The 22,556-nt window shown below is 36.5% G+C and carries 22 protein-coding genes and 2 pseudogenes; 18 read left to right on the forward strand and 6 right to left on the reverse strand.

Translation table 11 applies throughout. The annotated features are described in order from the left end of the window. Nucleotides 1-148: 148 nt before the first annotated feature. Together QGM71_RS17095 and QGM71_RS21875 are read right to left on the reverse strand one after the other, a co-directional pair. Nucleotides 149-427, reverse strand: coding sequence for a c-type cytochrome (locus QGM71_RS17095; protein WP_327608786.1), 279 nt, complete (start codon nt 425-427; stop codon nt 149-151). Between the two features lie 22 nt (nt 428-449). Then, nucleotides 450-686: pseudogene (locus QGM71_RS21875) on the reverse strand (hypothetical protein); the annotation flags it as partial. Between the two features lie 128 nt (nt 687-814). On the opposite strand from QGM71_RS21875, the gene QGM71_RS17105 reads away from it, so the two are divergent. Beyond that, nucleotides 815-2,482 (forward strand): ribonuclease J, encoded by a 1,668-nt coding sequence (locus tag QGM71_RS17105; RefSeq protein ID WP_327608788.1) that lies wholly within the window; start codon nt 815-817, stop codon nt 2,480-2,482. Between the two features lie 261 nt (nt 2,483-2,743). Beyond that, a pseudogene (locus QGM71_RS17110) lies at nt 2,744-3,587 on the forward strand (DUF4317 family protein); the annotation flags it as partial. A gap of 685 nt (nt 3,588-4,272) precedes the next feature. Here QGM71_RS17110 and QGM71_RS17115 read toward each other — a convergent pair. Further along, complete coding sequence (locus QGM71_RS17115; RefSeq protein WP_327608789.1) at nt 4,273-5,766, reverse strand: BCCT family transporter; 1,494 nt, start codon at nt 5,764-5,766, stop codon at nt 4,273-4,275. Nucleotides 5,767-6,096: 330 nt separating this feature from the next. Between QGM71_RS17115 and QGM71_RS21880 the strand changes: the two genes are divergently transcribed. After that, nucleotides 6,097-6,177 carry a putative holin-like toxin gene (locus tag QGM71_RS21880; protein WP_407703047.1) on the forward strand — a complete coding sequence of 27 codons (81 nt, stop codon included), beginning with the start codon at nt 6,097-6,099 and terminating at the stop codon, nt 6,175-6,177. A 276-nt stretch (nt 6,178-6,453) separates the two neighbouring features. Here QGM71_RS21880 and QGM71_RS17120 read toward each other — a convergent pair whose 3' ends face one another. Further along, nucleotides 6,454-6,831, reverse strand: a complete 378-nt coding sequence (locus QGM71_RS17120) for a hypothetical protein (RefSeq protein ID WP_327608790.1) — start codon at nt 6,829-6,831, stop codon at nt 6,454-6,456. 177 nt (nt 6,832-7,008) lie between these two features. Between QGM71_RS17120 and QGM71_RS17125 the strand changes: the two genes are divergently transcribed. Then, nucleotides 7,009-8,634: a Na/Pi cotransporter family protein gene (locus tag QGM71_RS17125; protein ID WP_327608791.1), complete on the forward strand. Its 1,626-nt coding sequence runs from the start codon at nt 7,009-7,011 to the stop codon at nt 8,632-8,634. A gap of 692 nt (nt 8,635-9,326) precedes the next feature. Here the strand turns inward: QGM71_RS17125 and QGM71_RS17130 are convergent. Next, entirely contained in the window at nt 9,327-10,043 is a 717-nt protein-coding gene (locus tag QGM71_RS17130) for a ferredoxin reductase domain-containing protein (protein WP_327608792.1), read from the reverse strand. A gap of 313 nt (nt 10,044-10,356) precedes the next feature. Here QGM71_RS17130 and QGM71_RS17135 point away from each other — a divergent pair, with 313 nt between their 5' ends. From QGM71_RS17135 to QGM71_RS17200, 14 genes are all read left to right on the forward strand, one after another. Continuing rightward, nucleotides 10,357-10,572 carry a hypothetical protein gene (locus tag QGM71_RS17135; RefSeq protein ID WP_327608793.1) on the forward strand — a complete coding sequence of 72 codons (216 nt, stop codon included), beginning with the start codon at nt 10,357-10,359 and terminating at the stop codon, nt 10,570-10,572. Nucleotides 10,573-10,729: 157 nt separating this feature from the next. Beyond that, complete coding sequence (locus tag QGM71_RS17140; RefSeq protein ID WP_327608794.1) at nt 10,730-11,185, forward strand: MarR family winged helix-turn-helix transcriptional regulator; 456 nt, start codon at nt 10,730-10,732, stop codon at nt 11,183-11,185. A gap of 156 nt (nt 11,186-11,341) precedes the next feature. Continuing rightward, nucleotides 11,342-12,277: a ring-cleaving dioxygenase gene (locus QGM71_RS17145; protein WP_327608795.1), complete on the forward strand. Its 936-nt coding sequence runs from the start codon at nt 11,342-11,344 to the stop codon at nt 12,275-12,277. A 22-nt stretch (nt 12,278-12,299) separates the two neighbouring features. Continuing rightward, nucleotides 12,300-12,908, forward strand: coding sequence for a flavin reductase family protein (locus QGM71_RS17150; protein WP_327608796.1), 609 nt, complete (start codon nt 12,300-12,302; stop codon nt 12,906-12,908). Between the two features lie 36 nt (nt 12,909-12,944). Next, entirely contained in the window at nt 12,945-13,889 is a 945-nt protein-coding gene (locus tag QGM71_RS17155) for a ring-cleaving dioxygenase (protein WP_327608797.1), read from the forward strand. Further along, a complete protein-coding gene (locus tag QGM71_RS17160) occupies nt 13,889-14,491 on the forward strand; it encodes an alpha/beta hydrolase (protein ID WP_327608798.1) in 603 nt (200 codons plus the stop codon). Before QGM71_RS17155 ends, QGM71_RS17160 begins: the two co-directional genes overlap by 1 nt. 384 nt (nt 14,492-14,875) lie before the next feature. Continuing rightward, nucleotides 14,876-15,283, forward strand: a complete 408-nt coding sequence (locus QGM71_RS17165) for a DoxX family protein (RefSeq protein WP_327608799.1) — start codon at nt 14,876-14,878, stop codon at nt 15,281-15,283. A gap of 210 nt (nt 15,284-15,493) precedes the next feature. Then, on the forward strand, nt 15,494-16,105 hold the full coding sequence (wrbA, locus tag QGM71_RS17170; RefSeq protein ID WP_327608800.1) for an NAD(P)H:quinone oxidoreductase: 612 nt from the start codon (nt 15,494-15,496) through the stop codon (nt 16,103-16,105). Between the two features lie 419 nt (nt 16,106-16,524). Then, nucleotides 16,525-17,043 carry a GNAT family N-acetyltransferase gene (locus QGM71_RS17175; protein ID WP_327608801.1) on the forward strand — a complete coding sequence of 173 codons (519 nt, stop codon included), beginning with the start codon at nt 16,525-16,527 and terminating at the stop codon, nt 17,041-17,043. Nucleotides 17,044-17,092: 49 nt separating this feature from the next. After that, nucleotides 17,093-17,602, forward strand: coding sequence for a GNAT family N-acetyltransferase (locus QGM71_RS17180; protein WP_327608802.1), 510 nt, complete (start codon nt 17,093-17,095; stop codon nt 17,600-17,602). 693 nt (nt 17,603-18,295) lie between these two features. Then, complete coding sequence (locus QGM71_RS17185; RefSeq protein ID WP_327608803.1) at nt 18,296-18,679, forward strand: hypothetical protein; 384 nt, start codon at nt 18,296-18,298, stop codon at nt 18,677-18,679. Nucleotides 18,680-18,808: 129 nt separating this feature from the next. Then, nucleotides 18,809-19,519, forward strand: coding sequence for a class I SAM-dependent methyltransferase (locus tag QGM71_RS17190; protein WP_327608804.1), 711 nt, complete (start codon nt 18,809-18,811; stop codon nt 19,517-19,519). 240 nt (nt 19,520-19,759) lie between these two features. Further along, complete coding sequence (locus QGM71_RS17195; protein WP_327608805.1) at nt 19,760-20,647, forward strand: spermine/spermidine synthase domain-containing protein; 888 nt, start codon at nt 19,760-19,762, stop codon at nt 20,645-20,647. A gap of 405 nt (nt 20,648-21,052) precedes the next feature. Further along, nucleotides 21,053-21,712: a hypothetical protein gene (locus QGM71_RS17200; protein WP_327608806.1), complete on the forward strand. Its 660-nt coding sequence runs from the start codon at nt 21,053-21,055 to the stop codon at nt 21,710-21,712. A gap of 139 nt (nt 21,713-21,851) precedes the next feature. Here the strand turns inward: QGM71_RS17200 and QGM71_RS17205 are convergent, their stop codons facing one another. Next, entirely contained in the window at nt 21,852-22,184 is a 333-nt protein-coding gene (locus tag QGM71_RS17205) for a hypothetical protein (protein WP_327608807.1), read from the reverse strand. Nucleotides 22,185-22,556 lie beyond the last annotated feature (372 nt).

Consider the following 22,556-nt stretch of genomic DNA (forward strand, 5'->3'; position numbering starts at 1 on the left):
GATTACCAATAATCATGATACCCGTGGGAATCCAATTGATGAGGACGATCGATTAATCCACGTTCCATTAACAGAAAAAGCCACGGCAAATTAACAACAATAAGGTAGTCACCCAATCAGATGGATGACTACCTTTTTTATGCTCTAGTTAACCGCCTTCTTCTTCAAGGCTTAAGAGATATTCTGTGACTGCTTCTATCTCTTCTTCTGTTAACGTACCCTCAAATCCAGGCATTCCGCCACTTCTATTTTTTACTTGTTCAATTATTTGCTCTCTATCCATACCTATACCTTGTAAATTTGATCCATTATGACCGCCTGCTCCTTCTGCGCCTTGGCAGGATAAGCAATTGTTCTCATACACTTTTAGGCCTTCATCCACGGATACTGTACCTTCGTTTTCTTCTTTACCTTGATTAAAATCCATATCCTCTTGTACAGGTGATACATTAATGTTTTACCTTTCCATCTCCAAATGCAACACCTCGGCTTGCCCATCCACAACAAAGCGTGTCCAAGCCCTCTGCGAGTTTATCAGGTATGTTAAAAGCTTGAAGAGATGTTGTAAAAGCTTCTTCATCTGTCATATCACGATCCAGTTCTATGTCTTTTATTATCGGATACACGGCTTCAAAAGCAGCCGATCCACGTTCATTTTCATCATTAAAGGAATCATAAAACTCTGCTTCTACAGGGTGATTAAGTTTTTTACTCTAAACAAGCAATCGCTCTTGCTATGTCAGAAATATCTCCCACAGATAAAATCAAAAAACAAGGGTATACTAACCAAAAGTTGTAACTGGGAGGGATTAATATGGAAATAAAAGATAATCTTTTATCAGTCTTTGCCCTTGGTGGGTTAAATGAAATCGGGAAAAATATGTACGCCATCGAATATGGGGACGATATTATTCTCATCGATTGTGGAAATAAGTTTCCAGATGAGAGTTTATTAGGAATTGATTTAATAATACCCGATATTTCTTACCTTGTTGAAAATCAGACCAGAGTGCGTGCTTTAATTGTTACACACGGCCATGAGGATCATATTGGGGGTATTCCTTTCTTCTTGAAAAAAATAAATGTTCCAGTATACGCGACCCGATTCACACTGGGGTTAATTGAGATCAAATTAAAAGAACATCGATTATTACGAGAAAGTGAACTAATTGATATCAACCCCAATTCAGTAGTCGAGATCGGTGAAATAAAAATTAGCTTTTTCAAAGTGAACCACAGTATTCCAGATTGTTTAGGGGTTGTATTTGATACACCTAATGGAACGATCGTACATACTGGGGATTTCAAATTTGATTTAACCCCTGCAAATAATGAACGACCAGATATTCACAAAATGGCTGAAATCGGGGAAAAAGGAGTGCTACTTTTATTATCGGAAAGTACCAATGCAGAACGACCTGGGTATACTCCTTCCGAACAGATGGTAGGTAAAAATCTGGAACAGATATTTATCAAGGCAAAACGGAAGGTTTTTGTATCTACTTTTGCATCCAATGTTAGCCGTATCCAGCAGGTTGTCCATGCTGCGCATAAAAGTAAGCGCAAACTAGTCTTACTTGGGCGGTCGATGGTAAATGTAGTAAAGGTTGCGATGGATCGTGGTTACTTAACCGTACCTAAAGGCATGTTAATCGATGCCCGTGATAGTAATGAATTGCCGCCAGAAATGGTTTCGATTCTATGTACCGGGAGCCAAGGAGAGACTATGGCAGCCCTTAATCGACTGTCAACTGGAAACTATCGCGATGTAGAGATTTTACCGGAAGATACGGTTATTCTTGCAGCTGGTCCAATTCCAGGGAATGAACGGAATGTAACTAGCATAGTCGACAACTTATATAAACTTGGAGCTCATGTTATTTATGGCTCAGGAAGTAGTTCGGGAATGCATGTTTCAGGTCATGGTTATCAAGAAGATTTAAGACTCATGCTTACCCTTATGAAGCCGAAATACTTTATACCTATTCATGGTGAATATCGAATGCTGCATCATCACCGATTGCTCGCAGAATCCGTTGGTGTAGAGGAAGGTCATACATTTATATTGAAAAATGGTGATGTAGTGGATATTGAAGATTCTACTGCCCGCAGTACGAGAAACATACCGAGCGGTGACACATATGTCGACGGAGTAGATGTAGGGAATATGGAATTTGTATTACGTGACCGTAAACAAATTTCTACGGATGGTATGCTCATGATTATCATACCTATGAATAAGCAGGAAGAAAAATTGCTCTTAGAACCCGAATTTATTTCTCGTGGATTTGTGGATCAGAGTTTCTCTGAACTCCGAAAAGGAATGCACCAAATTACAATCGAAACCATTAACGAGCTACATGAAGCAAATAGATATTCATGGAATACGATGAAAAAACAAATCAAAAGGTCGATCGCAAAATATGTAAAAGACCGTACGAAGAAGGAGCCAATGATTGTTCCGATATTGCTGGACATTTAATCGGAAGAGTAAACGATAAAAAGCTGTTTTAAGTATGTACGGCCAATGCTTTAGGAAAATAAAGAGCATTGGTCTTTTTTTGAACTAAGAAAAGCATATAAATTTGGCTCTATAAAATTCTCTGACAGCAAGAGCCAAGTCCAGCTCCAACAGACAAATGTTTTCGGTGGGACGAGCAGAGCGCAGTCCCAGGACGTCCTAGTGCCGATGACGTCACATGACAAGTAAACCTTCTGTGAAATACATCTTACCATTCAAAGTGTTCTTCTTTTTCTAGAGAAAATGCTGAAGGATAAGCAATATGAAATGGATATCGTCGTAACCTTTATTCGCGGAGGATATATGAAGCCGATGAAACACCGTAGTGAAGAGTCGGAAGAAAGTGAACGAGATACGGTATATTCCCATTCCTTAATTCTATGTAGTATGAATAAAACACAAGATCAGAAGAAGGAATTGCTGTTTGACTATGTGGAGAAGGAGTTCAAATATAGCTTTATCGTGGACCCAATTATCAATTTAAAAGCTCCAATATCTGGATTTCTATTCCCATGCTTTACGGATAATGCTGCAGATGTTCGGCAGGAAAAGCATATGAACTAGATTATCATTACATAGAAGAAGTATTAAATGCGGAAGAAATAATGACTGCTGCGGACGATAAAGTAGTATTTGAGGAAATTGTTAAAAAGGTTACTGGTGAGAAAATCAATACAGCTACACTTTTCAATGTATATAATGAGATTCATCGTGTCGTTGAAGAAAATGAAGAGGAAGAGACACCAAAATAGTTTATAGAGATGTAGAAAAAGTTTTGAAAAGCAGTGGAGTAGAGGATGTTAATACGGAGAAGGTAGAAGATGCTTTTAAGACAGTGATTGATGACGGGAAATACGAGTTTAAAGCGAGTAGTATCATACCTAAATATAAATCGAAATCAATTAAGGTCAAAACAAAAGTAGCGGATATGTCTATTAGTCCACAAGAATTAAGACATGTACGACAAGTACATTTTGATGGGAAGCTATACCTTATGATTGAATTAGAAGAAAATCCGTTAATCGAAGGATTCGAAATGATCCCAGAGGTTGTTTCAGAAGGCTAAAGATGTTGAAGAATAATATGCCGTACCAATATTGTCTGCCCTCCAGTTGAGTGAGGCGGGGGATTGACCTAGATCAAAAGTTCTTGCGTACTCGTTCAGAATATAAGAGCCTGTCCTAGACTGCTAATAAGTAAGAGTTCAAAAAAGCTATACTAATAATGAGAAAAAGGTACTAAGTAGCGACAACTACTCAGAGCTACAACTACGGACCGTATAAAGAACGGTTGGCCAAATGAGGATTTTTATTCGCAACTAACCAATGAATATTTCCAAACAAACCGATAACAATACTCTATGATGATACTTAAATTAAACGGAGGGATGAAAATGGTTAAAGACTCACATGCACCAAAGAAAAAAGATAATAAAGCCAAACGACCTGATGAACAAAGACGAAATAAAGGTAAATCGACAGCTCGAAACACGGATAATTAATTCTGCTTTAAAGGGATGCTATTTTTCATTAGCATCCCTTTTTCTAGTTTATTTAGTTACAAAATCTTTTCACCAAAATTTTTTTCATTTGTTCCTTGAGGAGTTGTTCTTGTTTAAGCTAGTTAGTTAAAGAAGGTTGTTATCACACTCGGTATACTACAGGGACAGGGTCCTTGTGTTGAAATGAGAGTGAACGTGGGACAAGGAACTGTCCCCGTGGTTTCGCTTGAAAAAGCTTCGAGCTATATCATTACTTTTTACCTTTCTTCATCAGCTTTAATTCATTGGTAAGCGCTTTTAAGAGAGAAGCGACCATTAAGATAACAATAAAGGAAAATGGAAATGCAGCAGCTATAATCGTATTCTGAAGAGCTGTTAGTCCACCAACGTACAGCAGAACAAGAGCAACGGATGACTGTGCTAACCCCCAAACGATTTTTACGGTGTTTGCTGGATTTAGAGAACCATTTGTTGTTTGTATGCCGAGTACAAAGGTTGCTGAATCAGCAGATGTAATAAAAAAGGTTAGAATTAGCGTAATTGAAATTAGTGAAAACAGAAAGGAAAAAGGTAAATGATCAAACATGTGGAAGTTCACGATCTCTATGGCGTATTGAGTTAAATCAATTCCACTTTGTTGAACGCTGATTGCTGTAGTGCCAAAGGTTGTGAACCAGATCGCACAAATCACTGTTGGAACAATCATGACACCAATCATAAATTGTCTGATTGTTCGACCGCGGGATACACGAGCGATGAACATACCGACAAATGGTGCCCATGAAATCCACCATGCCCAATAAAAAATAGTCCAGGCTTCCAACCATTCTCGATTATCAGTTCCAAGAGGAGCAGTACGGAAACTCATCTGTAAGAAATTTTGCAGATAATATCCAAACGTTTCCGTGAACATATTCAGAATTAGCAATGTTGGTCCAACGAATAATATACCAACAAACAATAAAATGGCGAGTACCATATTTGTATTGGATAAATAACGGATCCCTTTGCTTAAGCCAGACCAGGCAGAAATAAGAAATAACACAGTAATGATAGAAATAATGATAAATTGTGTCCCGAAACCGACCTCAATTCCGAATAAATGTGATAGTCCTCCATTAATTTGAGAAACCCCAAAACCAAGTGAGGTGGCAACCCCGAATATGGTTGCAAATGTTGCAAGTACGTCGATCGCTTTTCCTAACGGCCCTTTCATTTTATCACCAAAAAGTGGCTTTAATGTGGAAGAAATTAAGCCGGGTTCACCTTTACGAAATTGGAAGAAAGCAAGTGATAGTGCGACCAATCCGTACATGGCCCAACCATGCAGTCCCCAGTGGAAAAAGGTATAAACAAGGCCTTCTCTAATTGCTTGATCTGAACCAGGTTCGGATAATGGCGCATCTAAAAAAGAATGAAGCAGCGGTTCAACAGCACCATAAAAGACGAGACCAATACCAAGCCCTGCAGAGAAAAGCATGGCAATCCAGGATGGTGTCGAAAAATCGGGTCTCTCATCATCTTTTCCTAATCGGATTTTCCCAAAAGGACTAAACCCAATGAAGAAGGAGATAGCGACGAAACCTATCATAATCCACATGTAATACCAGCCAAAAGTAGCTGTGAGGAACGCTTTTAGATCCGTTGTTATTCGTTCCGAAGCTGCGGGGAAAAGGGCTCCCAATAAAACGGACACGATAATCAATGCAGCTGTTATGTAAAAAACCCTTGAAACTCTTTTCATACTAACCCCCCTGATGCATTTTGATGATCTCCATAATCATGAAGTTAGTATGTCAATTTATGTAGAGTGGTATACAAAAGCCTGTAAATGATCTAAATAAATATATAGCGATTATGAGACTGTCTTTCAATTTAAACGAACTACGTGTGGGGAGATTACTAATGAAGAAGAATTGATGATCCTTTCGCTAATAGTCGAGCCTCATATAAAAATAGGAAAATATGTTCTGTTAAAAATAGTTACTCATTGTTATACTAGTACTTGTACAATAAGGCTTTCATGGGTGGTGGCTCACTCCTGACCTCTAAATACGGAGGGGGGTGATGCCTGATGACGGTATTTGAATCGCTTGTTCTAATGATTTCTTTTGGAACATTAATGGTTGTCGTGCTGTCAAATCAAAAAAAATAACCACCCTAAAGCCTGGTAAGCATTAATTAGGGTAGTTATTTTGTCTCTAAAATGTGAGCTGCCCCCTTGAAGGGCTATTGTATGTGACCGTTAGTGTATCAGCACTAGCGGTCTCTTTTTAATGTATACAAAGTATCTATAATTATTATACCCGATGTTCTTGGAAATGAAAACAGTAAGATACTACACAATATGAAATCAATAGGTAACAGGTAGTTTTTTTGCACAGAGCCAGTCAAAAGCAGGCAACACTAGAAATAACCTAAAAGTGAGTCCTCAAGTTAGCAAAAACAGATAAATCCAATCCATCCTATAAATATCCCTGTAAATAAAATGCTGCAGTATATCTATTACATCTAAAATTAGCGAAGCCACTATACGGGAGACAGCAGCCTCAACTCGGGAGAGCGAAGCCACAAGTCGGGAGACAGCAGCCTCAACTCGGGAGAGCGAAGCCACTGTTCGGGAGACAGCGGCCTCAACTCGGGAGAGCGAAGCCACTGTTCGGGAGACAGCAACCTCAACTCGGGAGAGCGAAGCCACTGTTCGGGAGACAGCAACCTCAACTCGGGAGACAGCAGCTACTATTCGGGAGACAGCGGCCTCAACTCGGGAGACAACCAAAGAAAACGGTTTGACACTATAAGAAAGCATTCATGTATAAGGTACAATTAATAGGCAAAACATAACAGTTGGAAGTTATATTTCATCTAGTTGAATGTAAATTTTTTGTAAAGTTTCTAGGAATCCTGTTTACATATGTAAGTGTCATAATTAGAATGATAAATGCTTGTGATAAGTATCCGCAAAAAATGAAAGGTGGAGTAATCCTTGAATATAGATGTACAGACGTTACTATTTGAGTTTATCGGTGGGTTAGGAATTTTCCTCTTAGGTATAAAATACATGGGAGATGGATTACAGAGAATAGCGGGAGATAGATTAAGAGAGATTTTAAATAAATTTACAAGTAACCCCTTTATGGGTGTATTAGCTGGTATTGTTGTAACAATACTTCTACAGACCAGTACAGGTACGACCGTATTAACCATTGGTTTGGTTAATGCAGGGTTTATGACATTCAGACAGGCAATCGGAGTAATAATGGGTGCGAATATAGGTACTACTGTAACTGCATTTATTATTGGTATTGATATCGGGGCGTACGCTCTGCCTATTATTGCTCTGGGAAGTTTTCTAATATTTTTCTTTAAGAATCCTAAATTTAGCAACATTGGTCAAACAGTGTTTGGTTTTGGTGCTTTGTTCTTAGGTTTAGAATTAATGAGTAGTGGTATGTCCCCATTACGCAGCTTGGAAGCATTTCATAATCTAACCGTAAGCATGAGTTCAAGCCCAATATTAGGGGTAGTAATTGGTACAGTATTTACAGTAATTGTTCAGAGTTCTAGTGCAACGATTGGGGTTCTGCAATCGTTATTTGGTCAAGGTGCAATTGAATTAGATGCCGCTCTTCCAGTATTGTTTGGTGATAATATTGGTACGACAATTACTGCCGTTTTAGCAGCATTAGGAGCGTCCGTAGCAGCTAAGAGAGCTGCTGCTACACATGTTGTTTTTAATGTAGTTGGAACGACTGTTGTTCTATTATTACTTGGTGTATTTACGCAGTTAGTCACTTTACTGCAAACTCAATTTAATTTAAATCCAGAAATGACAATAGCCTTTGCACATGGTAGTTTTAATATTCTTAACACAATAGTCCAATTTCCATTTATAGGAGCATTGGCTTGGCTCGTTACAAAAATGATTCCTGGAGAAGATACGCTAATTGAATATAAACCGAAACACTTAGATCCGATTTTTATACAACAATCTTCTGCTTTGGCATTGGATCAGGCAAAATCAGAAATTATACGAATGGGTGACTATGCTCATACAGGGTTGGAAGAGGCGCATCTATATGTAAAAACACAGAACAAGAAACACGCTGAAATTGCTCTGCAGGTTGAAGGGGCAATAAATAACCTTGATCGTGAAATAACGGGTTATCTGGTAGACATATCAGCGGGTTCCCTGACAGAGTCTGAAAGTGCTAAACATACTTCATTAATGAATAGTGTGCGCGATATTGAGCGAATTGGAGATCATCTTGAAAATGTAGTAGAATTAATTGATTATAAAATATTAAACAAAGTAAATTTAACAGAACCAGCAATGGAAGATCTTAATACGATGTTCGATTTAACCCTTCAAACGGTGAAACAAGCTGTTGAAGCGCTGGATACAAACGATAGTGATGCTGCACGGGAAGTTATACAAAAAGAGGATCAAATAGACAAAATGGAAAGAACTTACCGTAAAAAGCATATCATACGCATGAATGAAGCAAAATGCAGTGGCACAGCAGGTATAGTTTTTGTTGATATTATAAGCAACCTTGAACGAGTTGGTGACCATGCGGTAAATATCGCAGAAGTAGTACTAGGTGATTAGGGCGTTATAAAAGTAGTGGACTAGGTATCAGAATCACGATCAATAGGGATAGTTATAGACAAAGCCAAATAGATACAAGATGAGTAAGCCCTCCAAATTTAAGAGGGCTTACTTTTTTATAAAGGGTTCCGTTACCTATCGCAAAACTTGAAATCATACTATTAAATGTTTCTACATTTGCATAACGAATTGCACAATGCAGGTGAACAAGTTTTACTCACCGCAGCATGCCAGAACATGAAGAAGACTGCCACACACTTACCAAGCTAGGCTAAGTGTGTGGCAGTCTATTTCATTAAAATTAACCACGTTAACATCAATTTAACTGAATAAAAAAAGCTTATAGAGAAAGCAACACCTACTTTCTCTACAAGCTGAGGTTGGGACAAAAGAGGAATTATTCAGAAAAACCCATTAACACCTGAGCAAATGTACCGCTTCGGCAAAATACTTCGCTTTCCGTGGGCACGGCTTCAGCTAACTGTGTGAAGAAGAGCACTTCACACAATGGATCTTCAGCTCGTGCTGTTCCCACAGGAGTCTGCGTATTTTGCCTACGCTAAGTTCCAATTGTTCGGATTCTCATTCTTCCCATTTAGTTATGTCTTTATATTTATTTTCAACGATTCTTCAACTAAAGCACCAGTTACTGGAACATCTATTTAGTATCTGCCAAGAAATTATTTATCTCGTTAAATTGACAATTCGAATGATAAAAACTTAGGCAGTTGTTGTTCATGCTTGTCGAGCATAATCTGTTCCGGCTTAACACCCTGCTCACGCAGTACTTCAATGTTCTGCACGAGGAATTCGTCGCTGCCGACAACATAGAAGAGTCCATCCTTGTCTGCAGCAAGGTTTATCACTTCTTCATAGTAGTCTTTACGGTTATCGACGTACTGTGATGTGAAATTCTTGTCAGGTGCTGATTTAAAAATATTAGTGAATAGGAACTCTTTTGATGAATCGATGTTCAGGGAATGAATTTGATTGACGTTTTCAGCACGTTCGAAATAATCAAGTACTAGCGGTCTGAAAGTTGCCAGGCCGACACCTGATGACAGCAGGTAAACATTTTTGTCTTCTCTTCTAAGCGGTACATTCGAATGTGTTTTAAATAGTGCAACTTGATTGCCGATTTCAAGATTTCTTAAAATCGCTTTAAACTCAGAACACTGCTCTCGGATGCGAGTTGTAATTCCGATTGAATTTGATTGCGGTAAGGTGGAGATTGACATGTGGCGAACCATGTTTTTGTTTGGTTTATCTCCGGCATTAAAACCTTCCAATGCGAAGTGGGTGTGGGAACCTTCTTCCCATGTAAAGTCTTCCGGACAGTCGAGAAAGTACGTTTTAACCTCAGGCGATTCATCAATAATCTTATTTATTTTAGTCCAGTATATTTGCATTATATATTCTCCTTAATCAATTATATATATCGTTACTATTTAATATACACTAGGTGATAACAATTCTCAATTAACCGGATTATTCAATATAATGGCCAGAAAATTGAATACTGTGCTAAACAATCCCGATTGTTGAACACAAGTTAAACACCTCTACTTTCCTGGACAACTTTGCATAAATTGGATGACCATCATATGAAATTCTTCTAAATAGTCGCTGTCACCATAATAAATATTCTTCCCACTCTGTTAAATTTATGGTATTATAAGTACAAATAATTAGAACGTACGTTCTAATATAGAGGTGGGTTAGATGAAAGGTTTATTAATTCGTTCAATGGAAAACAAGGAAAGGATAATTCTTTTCTATATGGATCAGAACCATAATGTCACACAAAGATTCATCAAAGTATTGAGTGTGAATAACGAATCGATTGCTGCATACTGTTATTGGCGTAAGAGGGTTCGGATTTTTAAGCTGGAAAATATCCTTTCTGCTGGGGCTGTTAGAAAAAGAGTGGGTGCATAAATGAGTAAGTTCATGAGCGTAAAACTTAAAAAGTGGGGTGCCAGAACATAGTCATGTGAATAAGCTCTTTTCTATTAATTCCTCAACAGTTGACTTATGCAACTAAGTTATTATATAATTATCTTGAATTCGAGATATGTGAAAAGGAATGGATAAGATGGATGAAAAAGGTAGGAAGCATTATGAAGAGGATTTGTCTTTAAAGGTATTTGTTGTTCTGTCCAGGGCGTTACAATCAATCAAAAAGCGTGTGGAAGAGGACATTAAATGTTTAGGACTAAATCCAACGGAGTTTTCCGTTCTGGAATTAATCTATAGTAAAGGTGACCAACCAATCCAAAAAATTGGCGAAAAAGTATTGATTGCAAGTAGCAGTATTACTTATGTTGTAGATAAGCTCGAAAAGAAGAAATTAATAGAGAGAAAACCTTGTCCTAAAGATCGGCGTATAACATTCGCAGCAATAACAGAAGCAGGAACGGAACTGATGAATGATGTCTTTCCAAAACATAGAGAAGCAATGCAGGAAATATGTGGTGGATTAGACGTAAAAGAAAAAGAAGTTCTAATTGAACAATTAAAAAAATTAGGACACCATGCCCAAAGTCTATAATTTTTTTTAATTAAATATATTTAATTCAAAATATATTAATTCATACTATTTTAATCGATTATTTAGAATTCAAGATATGTTATTCCTGGTATTAAAAGGGTAAGAATTAAAATGAAATTTAGGAACCATAAAATCAAGAAAAGGAGCTGAAATTAAATGAAAAAAACAACTGGTATACACCACATCACAGCAATTGTAGGTCATCCACAAGAAAACGCAGACTTTTATGCAGGTGTTTTAGGATTACGCCTAGTGAAAAAAACAGTAAATTTTGATGATCCGGGGACGTATCACCTTTATTTTGGAGACGATGGTGGAAAGCCGGGTACTATTATAACGTTCTTTCCATGGGCAAATGCCTATCAAGGGAAAATCGGTAATGGTCAGGTAGGGGTAACTTCCTATGTTGTTCCAAAAGGTGCAATGGCATTTTGGGAAAACAGACTGGAAAAGTTCAATGTTATCTTTACAAAAACGGAGCGTTTTGGAGAGGAATACTTGGAATTTGATGATCCCCATGGACTTCATCTGGAAATCGTGGAAAGGGAAGAAGGGGAAAAGAACACCTGGCAGTTTGGTAAAGTAACATCTGATACTGCAATCAAAGGTTTTGGTGGAGCAACACTTTTATCAAAGAAACCAGAAAAAACTGCAGAACTGCTAGAAAACGTAATGGGACTTGAGAGAGTTGGAGAAGAAGGAGATTTTATTCGTTTCCGTTCATCCAGTGATATAGGCAATGTAATTGATTTAAAATTAACAACCGTTGGCAGTGGACAAATGGGTGTAGGTACAGTACACCATATTGCATGGCGAGCAAGTGACGATCAAGATCAGCTTGACTGGAAAAAATATGTTGAAAGTTTTGGATATGGTGTCACCCCTGTACAAGACAGGAACTATTTTAATGCTATTTACTTTAGAGAACATGGGGAAATACTATTTGAAATTGCTACAGACCCTCCAGGATTTGCTATTGATGAATCAAAAGAAACAATGGGAGAAAATTTGATGTTACCGAAACAATATGAACGCCATAGAGCAAAGGTTGAACAACAAGTAATTCCGTTTGAGGTTAGGGAGTTAGACTAAAAATCGTGAAAGGATGATTTATTTGCTTTCAATAGACCCAGTTCAAAACACCGAAAGAGAAAATTATAAGTTCTTAACAGGTAGTATTATCCCAAGACCGGTGGCTTTTGTCACTACAGTTTCAAAAGAAGGTACGGTGAATGGTGCTCCCTTCAGTTATTTCAATATAGTTTCATCCAACCCTCCAATGGTTTCATTAGCTATTCAGCGGTCAGAGGGGAAACTAAAGGATACATCAAGAAATATCTTAGACTCGAAGGAGTTTGTTGTTCATATTGTTGATGAAGAAAATGTAAGGCAAATTAACGAAACAGCTGCAAGCCTTACGCCTGATCAAAGTGAAATTGAACGAGCAAGATTAACACCGATTGACAGTGTTAAAGTTTCTGTTCCTGGGGTAAAAGAAGCTAAAATTCGAATGGAGTGTTCGCTCGAGCATTCGATAGAATTAGGAGATGGGGGTACACCTGGCAGTGATCTGATTATAGGTAAGGTTGTACAGTTTCATATTGATAATGCTATTTATGAAAATGGAAGAATTGACCCAAGAGGTTTAGGTGCCATCAGCCGGTTAGCGGGGCATGATTATGCAAAAATTGGTGATGCTTTTTCAATAGCAAGACCTAAATAGTAAGTTAAAAATTCTATTATAAATGGAGGGGAGAGCATGCCAAAAACGGCAGGGATCCATCATATAACGGCGATGGTTAACGATGCTCAAAGAAATATTGATTTTTATGCAGGTGTACTTGGTTTAAGACTTGTAAAAAAGACGATAAATTTTGATCGGCCAGAAGTGTATCATTTATATTTTGGTAATGAATCTGGTGACCCAGGGACTGTTATAACATTTTTCCCATGGCAAAAACAGCTTAAAGGACGTATTGGAACAGGACAGGTTGGAGTTACGAGTTATATCATTCCGGCCGATTCATTTGAATTTTGGGAGCGCCGTTTACAAAAATTCGGGGTGGAGACTGAGACATCCATTCGGTTTGGGGAAACATATTTAAATTTTAAAGATCCTGATGGTCTTCAAGTAGAATTGGTAGAAAGAAATGAAGGACCAACAAATAATTGGAACATTGGAGATATCGATTCAAAGGTTGGCATAAAAGGATTTGGTGGAGCAACGTTAAATTCTGCGCAGCCAAATAAAACAGCAGATGTACTTGAGAATATTTTGGGGCTTGAATGCATTGGTCAAGAAGAGGGCTATCTTAGATTTAAATCTGAAGCACAGCTCGGCAATACAATTGATATTAAGCTCACTCCATCTGTTCGTGATTTGATGGGGGCTGGTACTGTTCATCATATTGCTTGGAGAGCAAAAGATGACGATGAACACCATGGGTGGAGATCACTTCTGCAGGAAAATGGCTACCACCCAACAGAAATTCTTGATCGTAACTATTTTAAAGCACTCTATTTTCATGAGCCAGGAGGCATTCTTTTTGAAATAGCAACCGATTCACCAGGCTTTGCTGTTGATGAACAACTGAACGAACTAGGGGAAAAACTTATGCTACCTTCATGGTTAAAGTCAAAAAGAGATGAACTAGAAGATGCCTTACCTTCTGTGAAGGTTCAAGTGCTAGAGGAGGATAAATAATGAAACATATTTTTAATAAAGGAAAAGATTCCAATAAACCGACTTTACTTTTACTTCACGGTACGGGAGGAAACGAATTAGATCTATTGCCAATTGCGGGTAGAATTGACGACGAAGCCTCTGTATTAAGTGTGCGTGGAAATGTTCTGGAGAATGGAATGCCCCGTTTCTTCAAGAGGTTGGCAGAGGGAGTTTTCGATGAAGAAGATCTTATACTTCGTACCAAAGAATTAAATCAATTCCTTGATGAAGCTGTAGAGATGTACGATTTTGATCGAGATAATATTATTGCCATTGGTTACTCAAATGGAGCGAATATAGCTGCAAGTTTATTATTCCATTATCAACATGCGTTGAAGGGTGCTATTCTTCATCACCCAATGGTTCCTAGAAGAGGAATGGAGATTCCTGATTTGTCGGGAAAATCCGTCTTTATTGCGGCTGGAACAAACGATCCAATTTGTTCGCCAGCTGAATCCATGGAATTAAAGTCAATATTAGAAAAGACAAACGTAGAAGTTGAAATGCATTGGGAAGATAGAGGTCATCAACTAACACCTGGAGAAGTTGAAGCTGCTAGTAAATGGTATTCGAATTTATAATAAGGCATTGTATCAAGCTAAGAAGAAAAAGTCAGTATGTGTTAGTTTAACGATAGAATTGGATTGTTGAACAAAGGCGCAAGCGCCCGTTTAGGGACGTACGGACTGGACTGAGCTGCAGGAGATAAAGGAAACACGGCGACCAGAGGGAGCCGATGTTGACTTAGATTACGGAGGTGAAGGAAGTCTCGCTAGTCCCTGGGCGCTGGAGCTGGACGTGGCTGTTTAATTGTAAGAATTAATTGCAGCCAAAAATTTGATGCTTTCCTATCTCTTCAAATAAAACTTTGTAAAAATGCAAACAAATATCTTGAATTCAAAATATATTAGATGGTATTATATTAAATGGAGACAAAAAAGGTAGTAAATAATGGAGGGCATCTTATGACAAACACAAATGAAATTGGAAAGTTTTTACTTCGCATCACGTTAGGTCTTGTCTTTTTAGCAAACGGAGTTGCTAAGTTTCAAGGCGGTATAGAGAATACAGTAGGTTGGTTTGAAAGTATAGGAATTCCAGGGTTCCTTGCTTATGCAGTAGGTACTATTGAAATAGCAGGAGGTATTGCTATTATCCTTGGTTTAGGAACTCGGATAGTATCACTATTGTTTGGCATTATAATGATTGGAGCAATATTTACTGTGAATTTGCCAAATGGATTTCTAAATGGCTATGTTTTCGATCTTGTACTACTGATTATTGCTATTCACTTGATCTTGAATGGCAGTAAGTTATATTCCCTTGGTCAATTGCTGTTTAAAGGCAGGCAATCAGAGGAATTCAATGGCTAAATCATCACAAAAATATAAAAGTGGAGATTTATACCCTGATTTATTATAAAAATCATACAAATAGGGAATAAGAAGGACAGTAAAGCATTGAAAGTCATTAATTTTCAATGGAGGTGGTCCTTATAAAGGGTATTAAAAATAAATAAGTAGAGGGTGTAATAAATGGGTTTTTTTGATAAATTATTTGGAAAATCAAAGGAGATGCAAAATATGTCAAACGTTAAATTAGCAGTAGTATTTTATAGTATGAGTGGAACAAACTTTCAATTAGCAAAATGGGCTGAAGAAGGTGCAAAAGAAGCAGGTGCTGAGGTTAAAGTTTTTAAAGTAGAAGAATTAGCTCCTAAATCAGTCATTGAAGGAAATGAAGCGTGGAAATCAACTGTAGAAGCAACAAAAGACGTTCCAGTGGCAACATCAGATGATCTTGAATGGGCAGACGCTTTTATATTTAGTGTTCCAACACGATTTGGAAATATGCCATCACAAATGAAACAGTTTCTTGATATACAAGGTGGAATTTGGGCAAGCGGTAAGACAGTGAATAAAGTAGTAAGCGCAATGACTTCTGCTGGAAATCCACATGGTGGTCAGGAAGCTACCTTGTTATCTTTATATACTTCTATGATGCACTGGGGTGCGATTATTGCAACACCAGGTTATACTGATCCGGTACTATATGGTGCAGGTGGAAATCCATATGGAACAAGTGTAACAGTTGATCAAGATGGTAAAATGATCGAGGATGTTGAAGGTGCTGTGAAGCATCAAGCTAAACGTACCGTTACAGTTGCAGAATGGGTTCAAAAAGGAAATCAATAAGTTAATGCCATACTTTTAGAAAGAGTCATTTAATTTAACGGGTTCTTTTTTGAGGTACAAAACATTACTTAAATAATAAATTATATTAGAAAAGCTCTGCATTTAGCAGGGCTTTTTGCTTTATAAAAAACACGCTTATTTTTCTTATTAAAAACCAATTTCAATTTAGCATTATTCATTTTATTAAAAATTCAGATATATTATGTTAAACTTAACTATGGAATTGTGGAGAAATGTTCATTTTTACTTGATGGTTACAACAGGATTGTTAAATAAGGTTCAATGCCTTTATTAGTAACTTTTTAGTGCTTTTTATTGCTAACTAATAGGAGAGGGGGAATACAAATGAAAAATAAATTATTGTTTTTTTCGGATTGAAAATATCAAAATCTAATGAAAGATAAGAGGAGGAAATGAATTTGGTTTACATAGAAGGTCTTAAAGGGTTCAATATAAAAATTGCTACGAATGACGATAGTAGTAAGGTAATTAAAATGTTAAAACAGATAGCTCAATGGATGAAAGATAATGAAATAAATCAATGGAGGTTTCTGTTAGATGGAGGTGATGATGAAGAGATTGAACAAGCCATATCCAAACAAGAAACGTATATTATTTTGAATGATAACGATATTGTGGCTACATTTACACTTTTATCTAAACAAAGTGAATGGGACAGGCATATTTGGGGAAAGGATATTACCTCAAAAACACTTTACTTACATAGACTTGCAATTATTCCCATATATATGAAGAAAGGTTTAGGTAGAAGTATTTTGGCTTGGATAGAAAACAATGTAATGGATAAAGAATATCTTAGATTGGATTGTGTTGCTGATAATATAAAATTAAATACCTTTTATAAGAATAATGAATTTGAACTTGTTGATTTAACGGATAGTCATAGTAAATATCAAAAACGTATAAAAAAGAATTAAAAATTCTTCAATTAACTGGCAGGATAGTTTAGAGGAGAAGGTGATTTACATGAAAATAATTGAAACAAAAAGATTATATTTAAGAGAATTGGTATTGGAGGATACACACCAGTTATCAAAAGTTCTTTCTGATCCAGAATCAATGCAATTCTATCCTGAACCTTTTAGTACGGAGAAGGTTGGAAGCTGGATTCAATGGAACATTGATAATTATAAAAAATATAACCACGGGTTGTGGGCTGTAGTTTTAAAAGATGGAGATAATCTCATTGGAGACTGTGGAATTACAATGCAATTTATTGAAGGAGAAACAGTGCCTGAAATTGGATTTCATATCATAAAAGACTACTGGAATAAAGGATATGCAACAGAAGCTGCAATTGCCTGTAGGGATTACGCCTTTATGGTTTTAAAATATCCCAAGGTATTTTCATACACCACAATTAAAAATACTCCATCACAAAAGGTAGCGGAGAAAATCGGGATGCAGAAATATAAAGTATTTGAGAAAAACGGAGAAAAACAAATAGTGCAAGTAGCATTACACAATGAAGTATAATGAATCATTCTAATATGTATTCTTAAGCTAAAGAGCAGTTATATACAGTAACGGCTGAAGCAGGGTTTCAGCAGGTAATCGAGCCTATCATACCCACTTCTCCAAGTAAAGTCCTATCATTGTGTACGTTGAATACTATAAATAATTACTGTATATATTGTTTCCACGAAGTTAGAAATCTGGTGTTTTAGAGCCATTTTTATATCTTTAAATACTTTGAATACGGTCGAAAACCATACTGTATATAATGCTGCGTTAGTAAAAGAAAAATATTTGTAAATGAAGTACGTGGCAGAATAGTCTAATAAAAATGACTTAACTGTAAAATTGTGGAGAAATGTTCTAGAACTAACCGGCCGTTAATGTAACAAGACTATTCTTAATGAAACTTTTTAACAGAAATATTCGTATAAGCAATTACACGGTAAACAGCTGATTATAGGAAGGGAAGATATTGCCTATTCAAGCAATTATAGTAATTCATTTATTTTACGATACCTGATTTTTACAGGTAAAGGACCAACTTTACTTCATTATATCTTAAAACAAGGTGTTTCAAATAATGATAAGAAATCAAGCAATCAGTCAATTACTGTGATGAACAATAATTGAGTAAAGAGATTTTGAGGGGATGTGAGATAAATCGCATATGATGTAAGACCACAAAGACTGCCGATTTTTAGTATTTTTTTTATGACAATCTTATGGAGTGTATTAGCAGATTATTATGGAAGAACTTTATCTCTATTCTTATCTATTTTATTATTAACTATAATATTAGCTTCTTTTCGGTTTAAATTTACAATCCACACTGACCATTTGGTATATCAAATATTCTTATTTAATAAATCTATTATCAAAAAGGAAATTTATCCTGATCAAATAAATCAAGTGAAATTTATACGAGTTGGATGGGCTAAAAAAGCTGCAATTATAAAAATAAATAAAGGAATCAACATTAGATTAGCTGTGCTCGAACCCCAAAAAGCATATGAGCATTTAATTGAGTATGCAGAAATACACGATATAACGATATTTAAATCAAAGGATTATTTAATCCTGGAAAGAATGAAATAGAAATTGTTATCCATTAAGCTGTGTTTAGTGGAATAAGGAGATTGTCAATACGGCGATCTTGTATAACGAAAGGGGCAAGGTGTAAAAGAGTTAATTTTTATATAAAAATCGATCCCTGGAGGAAAAACGTTGAATAGAATAGAGTTTATTCGAAAGCAAGAAAAGAAATATCATGATTATTGCTATGAAAACTATGCATTATTTGAAGAAGGTTCTTGGTTATACAAGCCTGTTAAAACTGTAATGGAATTATTACCTTTATTTAAAAATAAAGAGAATCTGAATGTACTTGACTTAGGGTGTGGTGTGGGTAGAAACAGTATTCCTTTGGCTGAAGCTATAAGAGATAATAATGGTAAAGTTGTATGTGTTGATTTATTGGATTCAGCATTAAGTAAGTTAAAAAAATATAGTAAAGAATATAAGGTTGAAGATACAATCCAAACAGAGAAAGCAGATATAGGATACTATGAAATAATGCCAGATGAGTATGATTTTATCGTTGCAGTATCAACATTAGAACACGTTCATTCAGAAGTCATTTTGGAAGCCGTGATTGAAAAAATGGCGTATGGTACAAGAATAAATGGAATAAACTGCCTCATAGTAAATTCAGAGGTTGAAGAAATTGATGTTAAAACCAACGAGAAATTAGATGCACTAATGGAGGTTAACCTTTCCACAGAAGATATGATGAGTAAATTAAGTAGCATTTATACAGGGTGGGAGGTATTGCAAACAATAGTGAAACCATTAGAATACAACATTACTCGAAATGAAAAATCATTATTATTAAAAACCAACGCTATTACATATGTTGTAAGGAACCAGGAGCGGTAAAAGCGTAGTGTGTTTTTCGTAGCGGAATCAGAAAAATTTTAGCATAATTCAAATTTCCACTGTGTCATCTTTTTTATTAAAGTTGCTATAAATTGGCCTCTACTTGAATAGAATTTCCCCTATGCTACAAGTGATTTCTAAGATATATGTTAAAATAAATACAGCGCTCAGAAGTTATTTGCTAAACAAAGCAGCTTTCTGGAGGATAGGGTTAAAAATATTAAAAAATCAGGTGAGGATATGGAACGCAATACAGTAATAATTGATAAAATAACAGAAGATAATTACAAAGTATTTGCTTTACTAAGTAATTATTTGAATAATGCACCTGACTTTATTAACAAAGAAGAAATTGATGAGCTTGTTAAAGATGGTGTATCTCATGAATATGCCTTTCTTGTAATACTAGCTGCTGCTTTTGGACTTGATGTTGTTGATAATCCTGAGGATAAGGAATTGTTCAACGAGTATTTTAAGAAGATGATTCATAAGCTTGAGGCAAATGATTATTATAACAATGCCTATTATAAAAATATCAAGATACCAACTATAAAAATCGGCAATACGGAATTAAAATATGAAAAATATAAACCTTTCGAGGGTTTTGTTTGTAATGACATAATGAAAACAAAAGAGGGAAGGCAAATTCCCCAAATTGGATTTTTCGAAACGGAATTCATGTTTCCAGCAATTTTAGAAAATGATAGAATCTGGATGACGATTACTCCAAATGAAATAGAAACGATGAAAGAAGACATTGATAAAGCGTTTGGCAACGTACTTACTTTTGGACTTGGTCTTGGTTATTATGCCTATATGGTTTCTGAAAAGGAAACTGTTGAAAGCGTCACGGTAGTTGAAATTAATGAAGATATTATTAATGTTTTTAATAAATATGTTTTACCACAATTCAAAAACGCCGAAAAGATTAAGATCATTAAAGCAGACGCTTTTAAATTCGCAGAAAAAAACATGTCTACAAGTAAATATGACTTTGTTTTTACAGATTTATGGCATGATGTTTCTGATGGAATAGACATGTATTTAAAAATGAAAAAATATGAAAGACTTAGTCCCAATACTGTATTTACGTATTGGATTGAAAAGTCTATCTTGTGCTATTTATAACAGAGTTACAGTGAGCGATCCTCAAAAAGAGGTTCGCTTATTTGTGTCTTCTGAGCCAAACAGAATATAGAAGTCCGTGGGGTGTGATCCTGCACGCTAGTCCTTTTCAGAGATGGGTTCTTATGTGGTGCTTCGGAAAGATATTCGCTTTTCGCGGGCGAAGGTTTAGCATCCCCATGTAGAGAGCTGGTGATTTTATTATATATAGATACATTTTCTAAACATGTGTGTTACATAGATGAAGAGACGACATTCTATGTAGTTAAATAACTATCCTCTTGGAGAATTTAAAGGTAATATAATTGTCCATACGGGAGATGAAAAAAATAACGTGCGTCTCATAAAGTGATATAATGATAGAAAGGGCTATTAGCCTATGTAGTTCAAACAAATTGGGGTGAGGTCATGTTTAAATCGGTATTATTTTATACAAACAAATTAAAGCCAATGAAGCGTTTTTATGCAAATGTACTGGAATTGGATATTACGGATTCGGGAAGTGAATATTTCACTGTGAATGTAGGAGAGACAGATATTACATTCCAACACTCGGAAACGCCATCATTTTACCATTTCGCAATCAATACTCCAGGTAATCAGTTTATCATCATGAAAGAATGGATAGAGAGTAAATTGACATTGAACCTAAGCGGGGGCGTAGACAAAATTTACTACCAAAGTCTTGGTGCAGATTCCATTTATTTTGAAGATCCTGCAGGGAACCTGATCGAGTTAATTGCCCGCAGGAATCGAGATCTGTTCGGCCCCTTGACGAAGGAGGCATTCTTCGATGTAAGTGAAGTTGCAGTAACGACGCCATATCTTTCCCAGGTCGGAGAAGAGCTGCAGGATATCGGAGTCCCGCTCCGGCATGGGACAGAAGTTGAACCTGATGAAGCGAATTACCTGGGAAGAGGCGATTCCTTTGTCGTTCTTGTACCACCAGCCTGGAAGTGGGAGTTTGCGAAAAGGAAGACAGAGACACATCCGCTTGAAATCACATTCCAGGATGGGCAGCATGTCACGTTGAATGCAGAAGGGGTTATTGTGTCTTATAAAGATTAATAGGTATGTGTTTATTTTAATCTAGTAGCTATTACGTAATCCCTGTTACATGCTTTTTTTGGCAATGTAGCGGGGATACTTATTTTGAGAAAAAAGACCGACCAGAACAAAACGATATATGTTACGCCTTCTGCTCGTATTACTGCAAATGATATTCTTTTAAAAATTGTATTTCTTCCTTTGATAAAGGCTGATTCTTAATCCTTAACCTTCCTTCCAGCATCGCTTTTCCATTCACCACATCACTTTCTGACAGAATACATGGGATTTCATACGACACGGGATTTCCTTCCTGATCGTAAAACAAATAGCCTTCTTTATCGTCAAAAATAAAAGAGTTGATTTTCATATTTGGTGTTATAAAAAGCGTGATCTTTTCAACGTCATTCCACATTACTTTTATAAGCGTCTTTTTCTTTATCTTCTTTTCGATTAAAGCTTTCAAAGCGCTTAACGAAATTGCTTCTTCCATTGTCTTTACTCCCTTCAAGTAGTTGTTTATCAGCATAGAATTAATTCTCATTCTCTTTATCTTTAACATATATTTATCTTGTTAATCCACTTTTAAAGCTTCAGTCATGTTTTGGACTCGAAGTGAATGCGGGGGCTCGTCCTATGCATTATAATGAAGGGAACAACTTAGCTGAAACGCCTGTTGCACAAAACCGAACAGTTCCTGCCACCGTTCGGTTTAACTAGAAGCTTTGCATCATAGACGAATTTATCCTGGTATCGGGCGGGCACCTGTGGAACAGATGGGCTGACTGCATTGGCATTGACGCTTACGGGAAGCAGTCATTACATATGATTTTCCAGACCAGCCAAATGAGCTGCTTTCCTATTT

Source organism: Virgibacillus tibetensis, from assembly GCF_036026595.1.
GTDB lineage: Bacteria > Bacillota > Bacilli > Bacillales > Amphibacillaceae > Virgibacillus_P > Virgibacillus_P tibetensis.

What these genes read in the sequence shown, in the direction of transcription:
- QGM71_RS17095 (WP_327608786.1), bottom strand. Translation starts at nt 427, where the DNA reads ATGGATTTTAATCAAGGTAAAGAAGAAAACGAAGGTACAGTATCCGTG.
- QGM71_RS17105 (WP_327608788.1), top strand. Translation starts at nt 815, where the DNA reads ATGGAAATAAAAGATAATCTTTTATCAGTCTTTGCCCTTGGTGGGTTA.
- QGM71_RS17115 (WP_327608789.1), bottom strand. Translation starts at nt 5,766, where the DNA reads ATGAAAAGAGTTTCAAGGGTTTTTTACATAACAGCTGCATTGATTATC.
- QGM71_RS21880 (WP_407703047.1), top strand. Translation starts at nt 6,097, where the DNA reads ATGACGGTATTTGAATCGCTTGTTCTAATGATTTCTTTTGGAACATTA.
- QGM71_RS17120 (WP_327608790.1), bottom strand. Translation starts at nt 6,831, where the DNA reads ATGCTTTCTTATAGTGTCAAACCGTTTTCTTTGGTTGTCTCCCGAGTT.
- QGM71_RS17130 (WP_327608792.1), bottom strand. Translation starts at nt 10,043, where the DNA reads ATGCAAATATACTGGACTAAAATAAATAAGATTATTGATGAATCGCCT.
- QGM71_RS17135 (WP_327608793.1), top strand. Translation starts at nt 10,357, where the DNA reads ATGAAAGGTTTATTAATTCGTTCAATGGAAAACAAGGAAAGGATAATT.
- QGM71_RS17140 (WP_327608794.1), top strand. Translation starts at nt 10,730, where the DNA reads ATGGATGAAAAAGGTAGGAAGCATTATGAAGAGGATTTGTCTTTAAAG.
- QGM71_RS17145 (WP_327608795.1), top strand. Translation starts at nt 11,342, where the DNA reads ATGAAAAAAACAACTGGTATACACCACATCACAGCAATTGTAGGTCAT.
- QGM71_RS17155 (WP_327608797.1), top strand. Translation starts at nt 12,945, where the DNA reads ATGCCAAAAACGGCAGGGATCCATCATATAACGGCGATGGTTAACGAT.
- QGM71_RS17160 (WP_327608798.1), top strand. Translation starts at nt 13,889, where the DNA reads ATGAAACATATTTTTAATAAAGGAAAAGATTCCAATAAACCGACTTTA.
- QGM71_RS17165 (WP_327608799.1), top strand. Translation starts at nt 14,876, where the DNA reads ATGACAAACACAAATGAAATTGGAAAGTTTTTACTTCGCATCACGTTA.
- wrbA (WP_327608800.1), top strand. Translation starts at nt 15,494, where the DNA reads ATGTCAAACGTTAAATTAGCAGTAGTATTTTATAGTATGAGTGGAACA.
- QGM71_RS17180 (WP_327608802.1), top strand. Translation starts at nt 17,093, where the DNA reads ATGAAAATAATTGAAACAAAAAGATTATATTTAAGAGAATTGGTATTG.
- QGM71_RS17185 (WP_327608803.1), top strand. Translation starts at nt 18,296, where the DNA reads ATGACAATCTTATGGAGTGTATTAGCAGATTATTATGGAAGAACTTTA.
- QGM71_RS17195 (WP_327608805.1), top strand. Translation starts at nt 19,760, where the DNA reads ATGGAACGCAATACAGTAATAATTGATAAAATAACAGAAGATAATTAC.
- QGM71_RS17200 (WP_327608806.1), top strand. Translation starts at nt 21,053, where the DNA reads ATGTTTAAATCGGTATTATTTTATACAAACAAATTAAAGCCAATGAAG.
- QGM71_RS17205 (WP_327608807.1), bottom strand. Translation starts at nt 22,184, where the DNA reads ATGGAAGAAGCAATTTCGTTAAGCGCTTTGAAAGCTTTAATCGAAAAG.